This is a genomic window from Sneathiella sp., assembly GCF_041689005.1.
Taxonomy (GTDB): Bacteria; Pseudomonadota; Alphaproteobacteria; order Sneathiellales; family Sneathiellaceae; genus Sneathiella.
Window position 1 is genome coordinate 59107 of record NZ_JBDNHC010000110.1, and the last position, 14455, is coordinate 73561.

Below are 14455 nucleotides of genomic sequence, written 5' to 3' on the forward strand. Positions count from 1 at the left end.
TACCAAAAACAAGACAGTTTCCATATAACCCCCGAACCGCTATTGTGAGAAAATCTGCCCTCATCCTGGAATATTCCGGTGATGACCTTAAAAAAGACGAGGAACAGTCTGATGTCCGAGACACAAAAGGTCCTTTTGCTCACCGGCGCGAGCCGCGGCATCGGACATGCCACGGTTAAACGGTTCAGCGCCGCTGGCTGGCGGGTGCTCACCGTTTCCCGTTATGCCTTTTCTGAACATTGCCCCTGGGAGGGAGGCGAGAAGGACCATCTGCAGATTGATCTTGCGGATATTGACGCCTTGCCCGGCGCGATCGCCCTCATTCGGGAAAAACTGGAAGGCGGCGCGTTACATGCGCTGGTGAATAATGCCGGAATTTCGCCCAAGGGTCCAAACGGGGAGCGTTTCAGCACCCTCAATTCGAATTATTCCGATTGGCTGCATGTTTATAACGTGAACCTGTTTGCGCCGCTGATGCTGGCGCAGGGCCTGTTCAATGAGCTGGTCGCGGCGAAAGGCGCCATTGTCAACGTCACGTCCATTGCGGGCCGTCATGTCCATCCCTTCGCCGGGTCCGCCTATGGTACGTCGAAGGCGGCATTGTCGGCGCTGACACGGGAAATGGCCTCTGATTTCGGTCCCCATGGAGTCCGCGTCAATGCCATCGCGCCGGGGGAGATCAATACCTCGATCCTGTCGCCGGGAACGGAGGACATGATCAAGGATATCCCGCTTCGCCGCCTGGGCCGACCCGAAGAAGTGGCCTCAACCATCTATTTCCTCTGTGATGCGCCGTCCTCCTACGTCACTGGCGCCGAGGTGCATATCAACGGTGGCCAGCATGTGTGATCGGTTAACGCGAAAAGAAAGTTCCGATGACGGGAAATGACAAATATCTGACACGGCTGATAGAGCGTTTTTATCACGAGGTGTGGAATCAAAAGGACGAAGCTTGCGCCCGGGAAATCTTGCATGCCGACTTCGATTTCCGCGGCTCTCTTGGCCCGGTCCGGACTGGGCCCGAAGGGTTTATCAAATATATGCGCGAACTCTGGGAGGGGTTGCCGGATTTTCGCTGTGATATCGAGGAGGTGATTGATGCCGGCTCCTCCGCCGCCGCAAAAATGACGTTTTCAGGAACTCATCAGGGTGTTTTCTATGGTACGCCGGGAACCGGCAGGGTGATAACCTGGGCGGGCGGTGCTTTTTTCAAAGGCGATGGCCACCAGATCACGGCGCTTTGGGTGCTTGGCGATATCGATGCTATCAAACGGCAGCTTGGGGACTCTGTCACCGCCGACTTTATCTGACCACCAGACCAAGCCTCCAGTAATTATATTCGCGAGGCAGGAATGCTATTGTGTTGCATCATTAAAGGAAGGGGATTTGTGCCCCTTCATCTTTCTATCCATGTTGAAACTGCTGCGGCTGGGTCTCACTCATAGAAAGTTTTCAGGATTGTCATTGCGAAATGATGGTTGTCAATGATTGACGGATCAGTGAAGTCCCCGTTTCTGAGGCCGACATACCCCGGGATGTTCTTTAAATCAGTATCATTCACTGTGCGAAATCCCATGGACCAGCCATCGAAGATTCGGCTTTCTGCTGTTTCCTTGCAAATAACAATGAGTCCATTGTGTCGACTGTCGTCGTTGATCCGATTGAACGTCTTTGTAACTGCCTCTTCTTCGCCTTCAAGCATTTGCATAAAGCTACCGTCTTTATAGAGCAGCATACCTGTCAAGCCGTCACTGAGGTTGCGCGTGCGGCTTATTTTTAGAATTTCTTTCAGCTCATCTTCTTTCATAAGATGGCTTGCCGAACTCACATAGACTAGATATTGCATTCAGTCTGCTTCATCTGTGTCCAGAATAGGGGATGGCTGCCACTCGTTAAAAAAATAGGCGAATTCGGGTGTCATCAACGTTTTCTTCATTAGGGCACTCCGCTTAGTGATAATCCTATTAGAGCTAGTTAAATTCACACAGAATCCAACAGTTTTCTCACCGGGTGGCTGCCCGGACCCTCATTTGTCCGTTTTCCATACACTCATATATGCGGTGTTACGTCTTATCCTGTGAACCAGTCTTCCTTTTTGGCCATATCAGCCGCGACATCAAGGCCTTTTGTGAAGCGATCGAACATTTCGTCGATCTCGGCCTCCGTTATGATTAGCGGCGGGCAGAGGGCCATATTGTCACCTGCAACTGCGCGGCTGATAACGCCAGCCTCCTGCATGGCGATATAGGCTTTGTGCCCGGCCTTGAACTTCGGATCGAAAGAGCGTTTTGTCTTCTTGTCGGCCACCAATTCAACGGCGCCGATAAGCCCGCAGGCGCGGACCTCACCAACCAGCGGATGGTCGGCCAAGGCATTGAAGCGCTTGAGGAAATGTGGAGACATATCCTGGACATGAGCGATGATATTGCGTTCTTCCATCAGTTCCATGGTGCGCATGGCGACCGCGGCCGGGACCGGATGACCGGAATAGGTATAACCATGGGCGAAGGCGCCGTGCTTCTCGCTCTGCTTGACCATTCCCCGGAATATGTCTTCCGATACCATGACGGCGGCGATTGGCAGGTAGGCGCTGGAAAGGGCCTTGGCGCAACTCAGGATATCGGGCTTGATCCCATAGGTTTGTGAGCCCCACATCTGTCCGGTCCGGCCAAAGCCGCAAATCACCTCATCGGCGATCATCAAAATATCGTATTTTTTGAGGATCTTCTGAATTTTCTCGAAATAAGTTACGGGCGGTATGATGACGCCCCCGGCGCCCATTACCGGTTCGGCGATGAAGGCGGCGACGGTGTCCGGGCCCTCTTTCAGGATCAGATTTTCCAGGTCATCGGCCATGCGGCTCGCGAATTCTTCCTCGCTCTCGCCGTCCTTGCCAAATCGGTAATAATGCGGGCAGCTGGTATGCAGGATATTCTGGATCGGCAGATCGAAATCATTATGCAACGGTGGTAGACCGGTCAGGCTGGCGGCGGCAACGGTCACCCCATGATAGGCCTTCTGGCGTGAGATGATCTTCTTTTTCTTCGGCCTTCCGAGCGCATTATTGTAATACCAGACCAGCTTGATGACGGTATCGTTCGCTTCCGAGCCGGAATTGACGAAGAAAACCTTCGAGAAATCCGCGGGCGCAATCTCCAGAAGCTTCTCGGCAAGGCGAATGCTCGGCTCCGTCGATTTACTGGCGAAGGCGTGATAATAGGGGAGCTTGCGCATCTGCTTGATGGCGGCGTTGATCAGTTCTTCCTCGCCAAAGCCAAAGGACGTACACCACAGGCCGGCCAGTCCCTCGATATATTCCTTGCCGTCTTCATCAAAAACATGAATGCCCTTGCCGCTTTCAATAATAAGCGGGCCTTCCTTCTCGTGAACAGAGAGATTGGTATAGGGATGGATCTGGCTTTTGGCGTCACGGGCGGCGAGGGAATTCCCCTGCAGAAAGCTTGGGCTGGACATTATTTTTACCTCGGTTTTTTCGATTTCGAAGAACATTTGTGTTCTGACAAACATTTGTAGAGCCAACGAAGTCCCTCTGTCAAAGCCAAGTTTTAATCCTATATTGTCTGCGAGCCATGTTCATGGCTTAATAGCGGAAACAGGTGCGAAACGCATGGTGGAAAGTTTTACATACTCCGGAACCGATGGACTTCGTCTTCATACATATGTGTGGAGACCAGAAGTCGAGCCAAAAGCCGTTGTCCAGATTGCTCACGGCATGTCCGAGCATGGCGCACGGTATGAGCGATTTGCCCGCGTGCTGAATAATTTTGGCTATGCGGTCTATGCCAACGATCATCGCGGGCACGGCAAGAGTATCCCGAGCGGCACGCTTCCCGGTCATCTGGCGGACGAGGATGGCTGGAACATGGCGGTCCGCGATATGTATCTGCTCAATCAGGAAATCGGGCAGCGCCATCCCGGCGTTCCCGTCATTCTTGTCGGCCATTCCATGGGCTCGTTTTTGGTCCAGCAGTATATGGCCATATATGGCGACACCATTGCCGCCGCAGCCCTGTCGGCGAGCAATGGCCCGCCGGGGATGTTAGGCAAGGTTGGAAAGGCTATCGCGCGGATCGAGAAATTCCGCCTTGGCGGTGACGGTCATAGCGGACTGCTGAAATCAATGACCTTCAAGGGGTTTAACAAGCCGTTCCGGCCCAATCGCACGGAGTTTGACTGGCTGTCCCGGGATGAGGCGGAGGTGGATAGATATATTGCTGATCCGCTTTGCGGCTTTGACTGCTCAGTCGCAACATGGATCGATCTGTTCGATGCCCTTGGCAGGATTACCAGCGACCATGTTCTGGAGAAGGTCAACAAGATGCTGCCGATTTACCTGCTTAGCGGTAGCCGCGATCCGGTAGGGGAAATGAGCAAAGGCGTTAAACGGCTGCTTGCGGTCTATGAAAAGCACGGATTTAAGAATGTTCAGCATAAGTTCTATGAGGGCGCGCGGCATGAACTTCTGAATGAAATCAATCGCGATGAAGTCATGGCGGACTTTGTCGCCTGGGCAAACCGGCTATCCAACCACACGGCAGTCAGGCAAAAAAAGCTTGTGAAACGACCCGTATCACGAAAATCGCCCGCGAAATAACCTGTTGGCATGCGGAACAAGCAGCATTTTTTGGTGAAGTGATTCGGATTTTTAACTATGCCCTTGACGGAAACGGGGCGCCGCCGGAAAATTCCCCGCATAGCGCGTCGTAAAAAGGGGACTGAACGGTCTCAAAATACGACGCCTTTCGAAGAGGCTTTACCTAAGCTCAGGCGGGTTTTATGCTAAGTCAGCAAATGAAAAACCAATCAACTAATAGGGATTAAAAAATGCTGGGTCTTATTCAGGATCGGCCGCTGCTGATTTCTTCACTTATTGAATATTCAGGTCTCAATCATGGAGATGTGGAAATTGTGTCACGGACCGTCGAAGGACCGATCCACCGCACCAATTACCGCAATGTCAACCTGCGGTCGAAGAAGCTGGCGCAGGCCCTCGGGCGGCTCGGCGTCAAGCTTGGGGACCGGATCGGTACAATCGCCTGGAACGGCTATCGCCATATCGAGATTTATTTTGGCGTCTCGGGCATGGGGGCGGTCTGTCATACAATCAACCCGCGCCTGTTTCCCGAGCAGATTGCCTATATCGTCAATCATGCCGAAGACCGCTTTATTTTTGTCGATCTGACGTTTCTGCCGTTGATCGAGGCGCTAAAAGATCATCTGTCCAACGTTGAAGGCTTCATCGTGATGACCGATGAGGAGAATATGCCGGACAGCAAGCTCGATAACCTGCTGTGTTACGAGACACTTGTCGGGGCGGAAGACGGAGAGTACAGCTGGCCTGATTTTGACGAGAAGACCGCCTCCTCGCTCTGCTATACTTCGGGTACCACCGGAAACCCGAAAGGCGTACTTTATGCCAATCGCTCGACGGTTCTTCACAGCTTTTGTGTCTGCGCGCAGGATGGCCTTGGCGTCAGCAACCATGATTCAATCCTTGCCGTGGTGCCGATGTTCCATGCAAATGCCTGGGGCCTTCCCTATGCCGCGGCCATGTGCGGTGCCAAGATGGTGCTGCCGGGGGCGGCGATGGATGGGGCTTCGCTATATGAATTAATGGAGGCGGAAGGGGTGACGTTGTCCGCCGGCGTGCCAACCATCTGGTTAATGCTACTAGCCTATGTGAAGGAGAATAAGCTTAAATTCTCAACCATGAACAGGACGGTGATCGGCGGCTCCGCGGCTCCGCGTTCAATGATCGCGACGTTCGTCAATGACTATGGGGTGAACGTGGTCCATGCCTGGGGCATGACGGAAACCAGTCCGATCGGAACCACCGGCAATCTTCTCAAAAAACATAATGAACTGCCGGAATCAAAGAAAATCGATGTTCGTGTCAAGCAGGGCCGCCTCGTCTATGGGGTCGAACTGAAAGTCACGGACGATGACAATAAGGAACTTCCCCGCGATGGGGTTGCCTTTGGTGATCTGAAGGTGCGCGGCCCCTGGGTGACAAACGGTTACTTTAAGGGCGAGGGTGGAAATGTCCTGGATAAAGACGGCTGGTTCAGCACCGGCGATGTGGGCACGCTTGATCCGGATGGGTATATGCAGATCACTGACCGCTCGAAGGATGTGATCAAGTCCGGCGGTGAGTGGATTTCCTCGATCGATGTCGAGAATGAGGCGCTTGGATGCCCGGGTATCGTTGAGGCGGCAGTGATCGCCATTCCCCACCCGAAATGGGATGAGCGGCCGCTGGTTATTGCCGTGAAAGAGAAAGGGCATTCCGTCAGCCGCGAGGATGTCATCCGTCATCTTGAAAGTACCCTTGCCAAATGGCAACTCCCGGACGATGTCGTTTTCGTCGACGAGCTTCCGCACACTGCCACCGGCAAGCTCCTGAAAACCAAGCTCCGCGAGGATTTCAAGGATTATAAATTGCCAACGGCGTAACGCGGCATATTGGCTGAAAAGCCGGGCTCATGGTCCGTGGCAAAATAATGGCACGGACCAACCCTCAACATTAGAAAGATAACTTATGTCCATATCCATGCCCAACAAGCAATATCGTCTCGCCGCCCGCCCGGTCGGGCTGCCGAAAGACAGCGACTGGGAGTTCGTCACTGAACCCGTGCGGGATATCGGGGAGGGAGAGGTGCTGGTAAAAATCTACTATGCCTCCCTTGATCCGGCAATGCGCGGATGGATGAATGACGGCAAATCCTATATCCCTCCGGTTCAGATCGGGGAGGTCATGCGCGCCGGCACGGTGGGAGAGGTTATAGCCTCCAACAATCCGGATTTCGGCGCTGGGGATTTTGTCAGCGGTACATTGGGCATTCAGCAATATGGCATCTCGACCGGCAGGGACCTGACAAAAATTGATCCGGATTTATCGTTGATTGAGAATTACCTGGGTGGCCTCGGGATGCCGGGTCTCACCGCCTATTTTGGCCTTCTCGATGTGGGCGCGGTGAAGGAGGGAGATACAGTCCTTGTTTCCGGTGCTGCCGGTGCGGTTGGGTCGCTCGTCGGGCAGATTGCGAGAATAAAGGGGGCCCGGGCTGTCGGCATTGCCGGCGGGTCGGCTAAATGCGCGTATGTGGTCGATGATCTTGGCTTTGATGCCTGCGTTGACTATAAGTCCGAGACCTTTCTTAAAGATCTGAAAGAGCCGCTTAAAACAGGTGTTGACGTCTATTTTGATAATGTTGGCGGTGAAATCCTCGATATTGCGCTTGCCCGGCTCAATCGTCACGCCCGGGTGGTAATCTGCGGGGCGATTTCGCAGTATAACAACACAAAGCCGGTTCGTGGTCCGCAAAATTACATGAACCTTCTGGTTCAGCATGCCCGCATGGAAGGCTTCGTCGTTTTTGATTATGCGAAACGATACGCTGAAGGCGTGAAGGAACTGGCGGAATGGCATGCTGAAGGCAAGCTTAAATTCAAGACTCATATGGAGGCTGGAATCGAAAATTTTCCAGCTATCCTGCTCAAGCTCTTTAGCGGCGAGAATTTTGGCAAGCTGGTCCTGAAAGTAAGGGAGGACTGACTGCCGTACATAGGATATCGTCGATTTACGGCAGTATCTTTTTCTCGTCGTCTGGGACGGTAAATGCAACTGTAAAGACGGTCAATGGACTCGCTGAGTTATCTGCTTATTTTTATTACCTCCCTGTTTGTCGTCGGCTGTCTGTTGACGCCGATTGCCGCTCGCATGGGGGCGCCTTTTCTGCTTTTGTTCCTCTGTATCGGCATGCTGATGGGCGAGGACGGTGTTGGTGGGGTCCGGTTTGACGATTTCCCGCTTGCTTATGAAATTGGCGCCATCTCGCTTGCGCTGATCCTGTTTTCCGGGGGACTTGATACGGATAGCCGAACGCTCCGAAAGGCGGCGGCCCCGGCTTTTGTCCTGTCCATTGCTGGCGTAGTGCTGACAACCGGGATCGTTGGCGTCCTGATCCATGTTTTTTTCGATTTAGCGCTTGCCGAAGGCCTGTTGCTCGGCGCGGTGATTGGCTCGACGGATGCAGCGGCGACCTTTCTCCTGCTTCGCCAGAGAAATATCCGGCTGAAAGACGGGCTTGGTGAAACGCTCATGGTCGAGGCTGGGATCAACGATCCGATGGCTATTTTCCTTACCCTTACGATGGTGACGATTGTCGATACGGAACTGCCGCTCAATATGACGACATTTGTCTCCTTCCTGCCCGACCTCGCCCTGCAACTGGGCTTAGGCGCACTGGCGGGCGGTGTGGGGGGAGTGGTGATCTCAACCCTGATCAACCGGATCAAGATGCCGGTCAGTCTGTTTGCCCCTTTTGCCATGGCGGCGGCATTGCTTGTATTTAACCTGACGACCGTGTTCGGCGGCAGCGGCTTCCTCGCGGTCTATATCTGCGGGGTCATTCTGCGGCATCGCATGACTCATCAGACCGAACGGGTCATCCAGTTTCACGACGGATTGTCCTGGATCAGCCAAATCGTATTGTTCCTGATGCTGGGATTGCTGGTCACACCCATGGACGTTCTCGGACAAATCCCGTATGGTCTTGGCGTGGCGGCGGTGCTGATTTTTATTGCCCGGCCGCTGGCAACCGTGCTGTGCCTAACTCCCTTTCGGGTCGGTCTTCGTCAACAGGCCTTTATCGGCTGGGTTGGCCTGCGCGGGGCGGTTCCGATTTTCCTCGCCATCATCCCGATTATCAGCCCCGGACCGGTGTCGACGGGATTTTTTGACGTCGTTTTCGTTGTTGTTGTCGCGTCCCTGTTTTTGCAAGGCTGGACCATTTCGCTGGCGGCGCGCTGGCTCGGCCTGATTGAGGAACCGCTGGATGGGCCCGAGCTTCCGCTCGCCAAAGCCAAGGATTGATTTTTCTCTGCAAAAGCTCTATCTAGGCGCCAGCCAGCGGCGCTCGATTCTCTGCCCCGCCGGCCCTTTTTTGATTTTCTCCGCGCCGCAGGGAACGGAGTTCAGGACATATCATGACTACGCTGGAACAACGGGTCGCCAACCGGCGGACCTTCGCCATTATTGCCCATCCAGATGCCGGAAAAACGACGCTGACGGAAAAGCTGTTGCTGTTCGGGGGCGCCATTCAGCTTGCTGGCGCGGTCAAGACCCGCGGCGAACAGCGGCGTGCGCACTCTGACTGGATGAAGGTGGAGCGGGAGCGGGGTATTTCCGTCGCCTCCTCGGTGATGACATTCGATTACCGCGAGAAGACATTCAACCTGCTTGACACGCCGGGCCATGAGGATTTCAGCGAAGATACCTATCGTACCCTGACGGCAGTCGACAGCGCTGTGATGGTGCTCGATGGTGCCAAGGGCATCGAGAGCCAGACCCGGAAACTGTTCGAGGTCTGTCGCCTCCGCGATATGCCGATCACCACTTTCATAAATAAATTTGACCGCGAGTCATTGGACCCGTTCGACCTTCTCGATGATATCGAGCAGACATTGGCGCTGGATGTCGTGCCGGCTAGCTGGCCGATCGGGATGGGCCGCAATTTCCTCGGCTGTTATGATCTTTTCAATGACCGGCTGGTGCTGGTTTCCAAAGGCAAGGGCAATCACCTTGATGAGGGCGTAACCTGTAACGGCCTTGATGATCCGAAACTTGATGAATTGCTGCCCGCCGCTGAGGTTGCCAAGCTGCGAGAGGATGTCGAGATGGTGCGCGGCCTTTGCCCGGATTTCGATGAGAAGGCCTTTCTGGAGGGTACGATGACCCCGGTTTATTTCGGCAGCGCCATCAATAATTTCGGCGTTGAAACCCTGCTGAACGGTCTGACAGAAATGGCGCCGAGCCCTCGGTGCGCACCGTCGGCAACGCGCAAGGTATCGCCACTGGAAACCAATGTGAGCGGGTTTGTCTTCAAGATACAGGCCAATATGGATCCCAAACACCGGGACCGGATCGCGTTCATGCGGCTGGTGTCGGGGCATTTCAAGCGTGGGGCAAAACTCAAACATGTCCGTAGCGACAAGATTATGAATATCCACAACCCGGTGCTGTTCTTGGCGCAAGACCGGGAACTCGCGGAAGAGGCCTGGCCCGGTGATATCATTGGTATCCCGAACCATGGCAACTTGCGCATTGGCGACGCCCTGACCGAGGGGGAGGAAATTCGTTTCACCGGCATTCCAAGTTTCGCGCCCGAGCTGTTGCAAAAGGTGCGCCCCATCGACCCAATGCGCGCCAAGCATCTGGGCCGGGCCTTGATCCAACTGGCGGAGGAGGGGGCCGCCCGCACCTTCAAGACTCGTATGGGCTCTGAATGGGTAGTGGGTGTCGTGGGCGCGTTGCAGTTCGAGGTGCTGGCCGACCGTATTCGCACGGAATATGATATCCCGGTCAATTTCCAGCAGACAGAGCTTTATACGGCGCGTTGGGTCGAGCATGACGATCCGCGCGAGCTTAAGAAATTCACCGACGCCAACCAGGCCTCGCTCGCCGAGGATCATGACGACGCACCAGTCTTTTTAGCCCGTAATTCCTGGCATCTGGAGCGAACGGAAAAGGATTGGCCGGGGATCAGATTTTTGAAGATAAAAGAACAGTCCGCGTAATATTTTTGGCTTTGGTTGGGCGCATGCTGAAAATACGACGGTCAAAGAATGCGGTAAGATGGCTGCTGGGTCTCTCGGCGGTGGCGATTGTTATCCTGATTATGTACCAGTACATGAGCTTTTTTCTCCAGATTCTGTTTGAGGCCCATGTTGATCCGGTTGTCCATATGCGGCCCTCTGACGAACCGCTGCCCGCCTCGAAAATACGGGGTCGTTTCCTTGTCAATGGGGGTCGATTATCAGGGGTTTTGGCTGTCTCCGTCCGGTTCGGCAATATGGAAATAACCCGGCAGGTCGCTAAATGCTGGGACGGCCCCGAAATGGGAGATGTGGTCGAGCCGATGAAGGGACCGGATATAATTCCAACGAGTTTTAATCTCTGTGACGGTAAAAGATATTGGCTGACGTTGGAAAATGGCCATACAGCCGTTGTATGGCGCCATGAGCATCTGACGCAAATGAATGAAGAACGTGTGGCGGAAATTGAACTGCCGGCGGGAACCAACTGGCAAGTTGATTGTAAGGTTGATGGCTACCATGTTAAATGTCCGTGAGCGACGCCGGGACAGAACAGTTTTATGAAAATGGAGAGAATATATGCCCTCATTTGATATCGTATCCAAAACCGATTTGGCGGAGGTGGATAACGCGCTGAACAATATCCGCCGGGAAATCGAGACCCGGTATGATTTCAAAGGCAGTCACTGCAAGATTGAGCGCGCCGATCAGGCCATCACCATCCATGCGGATGATGACCTCAAGCTGAAACAGATGCATGAACTGTTACAGGGGCATCTCACGCGCCGCAATGTCGACGCGAAAGTGCTCGATTATAAGCCGGTGGAGAAATCTGCCGGGCAGAGCGTACGCCAGATCGTCGTTGTCCGCGAGGGGCTGGACAAGGAGCTGGCAAAAAAGCTGGTGAAGGAGATCAAGGGCTCCAAGGTCAAGGTGCAGGTTGCCATTCAGGGCGATGAACTCCGGGTTACCGGCAAGAAGCGCGATGATCTGCAGGAGGTCATCGCTTTTTGCAAAGGCCTGAAATTCGAGATGCCACTGCAATATATCAATTTTCGCGACTGACCCGCCATTATTCGTGTATCACGTTATCACGTATAAAACCGGCGTTACACCAGTGAATAATGGGATTGTTCCGACGGCTTTCCGGAGGTAGTAAGCTCCCCTTCCTTGACCATATGCAGGATATGGGCATAGACCGAGCGGGCAGCGGCGGGATGGAGCGTTACCGGCACATCCGTATACATCTTCTTGACCATGTCGGGGATCTGCATCGGGCCCGATTTCAGGCAGTCGCGGATCTGGTCCATGCGGTCATGCCGATGGGCAATCAGGGCCTCGACAAAGGGCTTGGTGTCAGTGATCGCCGGGCCATGAGTTGGCCAGTAAGTCTGATACTCAAAATGAAGTAATTTTTCCAGACTCTTCATATAGGCGCTCATATCACCGTCGGGCGGGGAGACGACAGTGGTCGACCAGCCCATGACATGATCGCCAGTAAAGAGAGTTTTTTCCTCGCGCAGGCCAAAGCAGAGATGGTTCGAAAGATGCCCCGGCGTATGGATCACATCCACGGTCCAGCCATTGCCGAGGATGACATCGCCATCCTCTAGCGCGACATCGGGAACAAAGGCCATGTCGCCGCCTTCCTCCAGCTCGATGTCTGGCTTGCCGCCACCATGCGGGCCAAAGCCATAGGTTTTCGCCCCTGTCAGCTGTTTCAGGGGCTCTGCGGCAGGCGAATGGTCGCGATGGGTATGAGTGATCAGGATATGGGTTACCATTTCCCCCTTCAGCGCGGCCATCAGTGCGGCGACATGCGCTTCGTCAAGCGGGCCGGGGTCCACGACGGCCACTTCCCCCTTTCCGATAATATAAGTGCCGGTACCGTGAAAGGTGAACGCGCTCGGGTTATGAGCGATGACCCGACGTATCAGTGGGCTCAACTCTTCCGCGACGCCATATTCATATTCCATTTCCCGTTTATAGGGGACCGTAACCGCCATATTTTGTTTTCCCTTTGTTTCCCCGATTGTACCTCATCAGGTCCTGTCGGCAACAGGAATGTTTTTGACAAGTTCCGTTTCGTTATAGAGAGGGATTGTTTCAGATATTTATCTTGTGCGCCTGAACAGTGGTTATTCATATCAGGGAGGTGTGAAACAGATAACTATAACTGTGAAAAACAGCCAAGCTATTTGCTGGTCGCGGCTTCCGCTAATTTCTCCATAATGAATTTTTCCGCGTTCGGATAACTGGAAGCTGAATAAGTTTCTGTATATATATTTTTTGTTTTTGCAATTGCCCGTGTCAGCTTTCCGATGGTGACATGCCCAACATCATTCGTCACAACCGCACTGAAGAAACGCTTTATCCCAGCCTTCACAAGTATGTCGCCGAAAAATAGCATATCCTCGAACGTCAGGACGCTCTCATATCCGTTGCTGTTATCGACAATACAAAAATAATCTGCAGACAGGTTGAGTTTCAGGGTTTCATTGTAAACGGGCATTCTCTCAGCACGGCCGACGGGGCCTAGTATTTTGATAAGGTGAAGGTACTGCCCGTTGGACTCTTTTGTCTCATATTCGATATTCACGAATGAGCCTGATGAGATACGACGCCATTTCATTTATTTTTCCGCTGTACACGTAAAGAAACGCAACTGTTTGTATGTCAAGGTGCTGAATTCATATTCAAATGCTATATTCTATGGCGACCCCGTTCAAGGGATATCATTTCGACGATATCTGATAATATCAAGGAAATAAGGCACATATCAATAGTCGCCTTCATGGGCCGATGCATTGATGAATAATCTCTGCTATCGTTCCAAATGCTGTTTTAATTTATGGAGTTATGAGTATGTGCGATGCGAGAGATGAAAGTTTGCCCGGGTCCCCGGTATCTCGGCGGAGTGTAATGACAGTCGGCGCTATGGCGATGCTCACCCCTTGGGTAGCCGGCCTTGCGATTGCCGAGGAACCGTCGGTGGTGCCGAATGCAATTAATCCTGGAGCCGCGCTGAAACGGCTAATGGAAGGGAACAGCCGCTATGCAACGAACACAGCCAATCAACGTGATTTTTCTGCCGATCGTGCCGCTCGTGTAAAATCGCAGTTTCCGATTGCTGCAATCTTAAGCTGTGCCGATTCACGCGTGGCGCCCGAGCTAGCTTTCGACCAAAACCCGGGAGACCTTTTCGTTATGCGGGTGGCCGGAAATGTTATCAGTCCGGATCTCCTAGCGTCACTTGAGTACGGCGTTAAATTTCTGGGTGTTCCGCTTGTCATGGTTCTGGGTCATACCAACTGTGGTGCGGTCAGTGCGGCAATAAATGTGCTACAAAATAATGACGCTCTGCCCGGGCATTTGCCGGGACTCATCTCGTCAATCAAGCCCGCTGTCACCCGCGCAAAGAAATCAGGTAATGATGACCTGCTCAACAGGGCGATTGCCGAAAATGTTAATTTGCAAGTGGTGCAGCTGAAAAGTTCCTCCCCTATTGTCGATAAACTTTATGCGGCCAAAAAGATCGATATCGTCGGCGGGGTTTATGATTTGAAAACTGGAAAGATCTCGCTTACTTAGGCGGCTCTATTTGCGACCATCTTCGGAATATTTGGTGCCCAAAGATTTGATGCTGCTGTGTTTTCCTATTTTTTTATAGCATAGAAACTGAGGTAAAGCTGAAAGTTTGGTCGGGGCGAGAGGATTCGAACCTCCGACCCCGTCGTCCCGAACGACGTGCGCTACCAGGCTGCGCCACGCCCCGACCGTGTGCCTTTCCGGGGTGGGTACCGGGTTAAGCAAATGCGTTATACGCGGGTTTTGGGCC

The 14455-nt window shown here is 53.3% G+C and carries 14 protein-coding genes and 1 tRNA gene; 10 read left to right on the top strand and 5 right to left on the bottom strand.

Annotated elements, in window-relative coordinates; all coding sequences use genetic code 11:
- Nucleotides 1-111: 111 nt before the first annotated feature.
- The gene (locus ACESNI_RS13090; protein WP_373087520.1) at nucleotides 112-849 is read left to right on the top strand and encodes an SDR family NAD(P)-dependent oxidoreductase; all 738 of its coding nucleotides are present in this window, start codon (nucleotides 112-114) and stop codon (nucleotides 847-849) included.
- Between the two features lie 26 nt (nucleotides 850-875).
- Nucleotides 876-1310 (top strand): ester cyclase, encoded by a 435-nt coding sequence (locus tag ACESNI_RS13095; RefSeq protein WP_373087522.1) that lies wholly within the window; start codon nucleotides 876-878, stop codon nucleotides 1308-1310.
- A gap of 125 nt (nucleotides 1311-1435) precedes the next feature.
- On the opposite strand, the gene ACESNI_RS13100 is transcribed toward ACESNI_RS13095, so the two are convergent.
- Both ACESNI_RS13100 and ACESNI_RS13105 read right to left on the bottom strand, forming a co-directional pair.
- Complete coding sequence (locus tag ACESNI_RS13100) at nucleotides 1436-1846, bottom strand: BLUF domain-containing protein (RefSeq protein ID WP_373087524.1); 411 nt, start codon at nucleotides 1844-1846, stop codon at nucleotides 1436-1438.
- A 224-nt stretch (nucleotides 1847-2070) separates the two neighbouring features.
- A complete protein-coding gene (locus tag ACESNI_RS13105) occupies nucleotides 2071-3474 on the bottom strand; it encodes an aspartate aminotransferase family protein (protein WP_373087526.1) in 1404 nt (467 codons plus the stop codon).
- A 154-nt stretch (nucleotides 3475-3628) separates the two neighbouring features.
- On the opposite strand from ACESNI_RS13105, the gene ACESNI_RS13110 reads away from it, so the two are divergent.
- The 7 genes from ACESNI_RS13110 to ACESNI_RS13140 all read left to right on the top strand — a co-directional run bounded on the left by ACESNI_RS13110 (nucleotide 3629) and on the right by ACESNI_RS13140 (nucleotide 11682).
- The gene (locus tag ACESNI_RS13110; RefSeq protein WP_373087528.1) at nucleotides 3629-4615 is read left to right on the top strand and encodes a lysophospholipase; all 987 of its coding nucleotides are present in this window, start codon (nucleotides 3629-3631) and stop codon (nucleotides 4613-4615) included.
- 230 nt (nucleotides 4616-4845) lie between these two features.
- Nucleotides 4846-6474, top strand: coding sequence for a 3-(methylthio)propionyl-CoA ligase (locus ACESNI_RS13115; RefSeq protein WP_373087530.1), 1629 nt, complete (start codon nucleotides 4846-4848; stop codon nucleotides 6472-6474).
- Nucleotides 6475-6571: 97 nt separating this feature from the next.
- On the top strand, nucleotides 6572-7576 hold the full coding sequence (locus ACESNI_RS13120) for an NADP-dependent oxidoreductase (protein WP_373087547.1): 1005 nt from the start codon (nucleotides 6572-6574) through the stop codon (nucleotides 7574-7576).
- An 84-nt stretch (nucleotides 7577-7660) separates the two neighbouring features.
- The gene (locus ACESNI_RS13125; protein WP_373087532.1) at nucleotides 7661-8896 is read left to right on the top strand and encodes a potassium/proton antiporter; all 1236 of its coding nucleotides are present in this window, start codon (nucleotides 7661-7663) and stop codon (nucleotides 8894-8896) included.
- Between the two features lie 113 nt (nucleotides 8897-9009).
- A complete protein-coding gene (locus ACESNI_RS13130; protein ID WP_373087534.1) occupies nucleotides 9010-10599 on the top strand; it encodes a peptide chain release factor 3 in 1590 nt (529 codons plus the stop codon).
- A gap of 23 nt (nucleotides 10600-10622) precedes the next feature.
- Nucleotides 10623-11153, top strand: a complete 531-nt coding sequence (locus ACESNI_RS13135) for a hypothetical protein (protein WP_373087537.1) — start codon at nucleotides 10623-10625, stop codon at nucleotides 11151-11153.
- 43 nt (nucleotides 11154-11196) lie between these two features.
- Complete coding sequence (locus ACESNI_RS13140) at nucleotides 11197-11682, top strand: YajQ family cyclic di-GMP-binding protein (protein WP_373087539.1); 486 nt, start codon at nucleotides 11197-11199, stop codon at nucleotides 11680-11682.
- 44 nt (nucleotides 11683-11726) lie between these two features.
- On the opposite strand, the gene ACESNI_RS13145 is transcribed toward ACESNI_RS13140, so the two are convergent.
- The gene (locus ACESNI_RS13145) at nucleotides 11727-12623 is read right to left on the bottom strand and encodes an MBL fold metallo-hydrolase (RefSeq protein ID WP_373087541.1); all 897 of its coding nucleotides are present in this window, start codon (nucleotides 12621-12623) and stop codon (nucleotides 11727-11729) included.
- Nucleotides 12624-12811: 188 nt separating this feature from the next.
- Entirely contained in the window at nucleotides 12812-13249 is a 438-nt protein-coding gene (locus ACESNI_RS13150; protein WP_373087543.1) for a hypothetical protein, read from the bottom strand.
- A 290-nt stretch (nucleotides 13250-13539) separates the two neighbouring features.
- On the opposite strand from ACESNI_RS13150, the gene ACESNI_RS13155 reads away from it, so the two are divergent.
- Nucleotides 13540-14208 carry a carbonic anhydrase gene (locus ACESNI_RS13155; protein ID WP_373087545.1) on the top strand — a complete coding sequence of 223 codons (669 nt, stop codon included), beginning with the start codon at nucleotides 13540-13542 and terminating at the stop codon, nucleotides 14206-14208.
- Nucleotides 14209-14315: 107 nt separating this feature from the next.
- On the opposite strand, the gene ACESNI_RS13160 is transcribed toward ACESNI_RS13155, so the two are convergent.
- Nucleotides 14316-14392, bottom strand: a tRNA-Pro gene (locus tag ACESNI_RS13160).
- Nucleotides 14393-14455 lie beyond the last annotated feature (63 nt).

Bases quoted from the DNA above. Each gene is read 5' to 3' on its own strand.
- ACESNI_RS13155 (WP_373087545.1), top strand. From the start codon at position 13,540: ATGACAGTCGGCGCTATGGCGATGCTCACCCCTTGGGTAGCCGGCCTT.
- ACESNI_RS13135 (WP_373087537.1), top strand. From the start codon at position 10,623: ATGCTGAAAATACGACGGTCAAAGAATGCGGTAAGATGGCTGCTGGGT.
- ACESNI_RS13095 (WP_373087522.1), top strand. From the start codon at position 876: ATGACGGGAAATGACAAATATCTGACACGGCTGATAGAGCGTTTTTAT.
- ACESNI_RS13105 (WP_373087526.1), bottom strand. From the start codon at position 3,474: ATGTCCAGCCCAAGCTTTCTGCAGGGGAATTCCCTCGCCGCCCGTGAC.
- ACESNI_RS13115 (WP_373087530.1), top strand. From the start codon at position 4,846: ATGCTGGGTCTTATTCAGGATCGGCCGCTGCTGATTTCTTCACTTATT.
- ACESNI_RS13140 (WP_373087539.1), top strand. From the start codon at position 11,197: ATGCCCTCATTTGATATCGTATCCAAAACCGATTTGGCGGAGGTGGAT.
- ACESNI_RS13150 (WP_373087543.1), bottom strand. From the start codon at position 13,249: ATGAAATGGCGTCGTATCTCATCAGGCTCATTCGTGAATATCGAATAT.
- ACESNI_RS13130 (WP_373087534.1), top strand. From the start codon at position 9,010: ATGACTACGCTGGAACAACGGGTCGCCAACCGGCGGACCTTCGCCATT.
- ACESNI_RS13110 (WP_373087528.1), top strand. From the start codon at position 3,629: ATGGTGGAAAGTTTTACATACTCCGGAACCGATGGACTTCGTCTTCAT.
- ACESNI_RS13145 (WP_373087541.1), bottom strand. From the start codon at position 12,623: ATGGCGGTTACGGTCCCCTATAAACGGGAAATGGAATATGAATATGGC.
- ACESNI_RS13090 (WP_373087520.1), top strand. From the start codon at position 112: ATGTCCGAGACACAAAAGGTCCTTTTGCTCACCGGCGCGAGCCGCGGC.
- ACESNI_RS13125 (WP_373087532.1), top strand. From the start codon at position 7,661: ATGGACTCGCTGAGTTATCTGCTTATTTTTATTACCTCCCTGTTTGTC.
- ACESNI_RS13120 (WP_373087547.1), top strand. From the start codon at position 6,572: ATGCCCAACAAGCAATATCGTCTCGCCGCCCGCCCGGTCGGGCTGCCG.
- ACESNI_RS13100 (WP_373087524.1), bottom strand. From the start codon at position 1,846: ATGCAATATCTAGTCTATGTGAGTTCGGCAAGCCATCTTATGAAAGAA.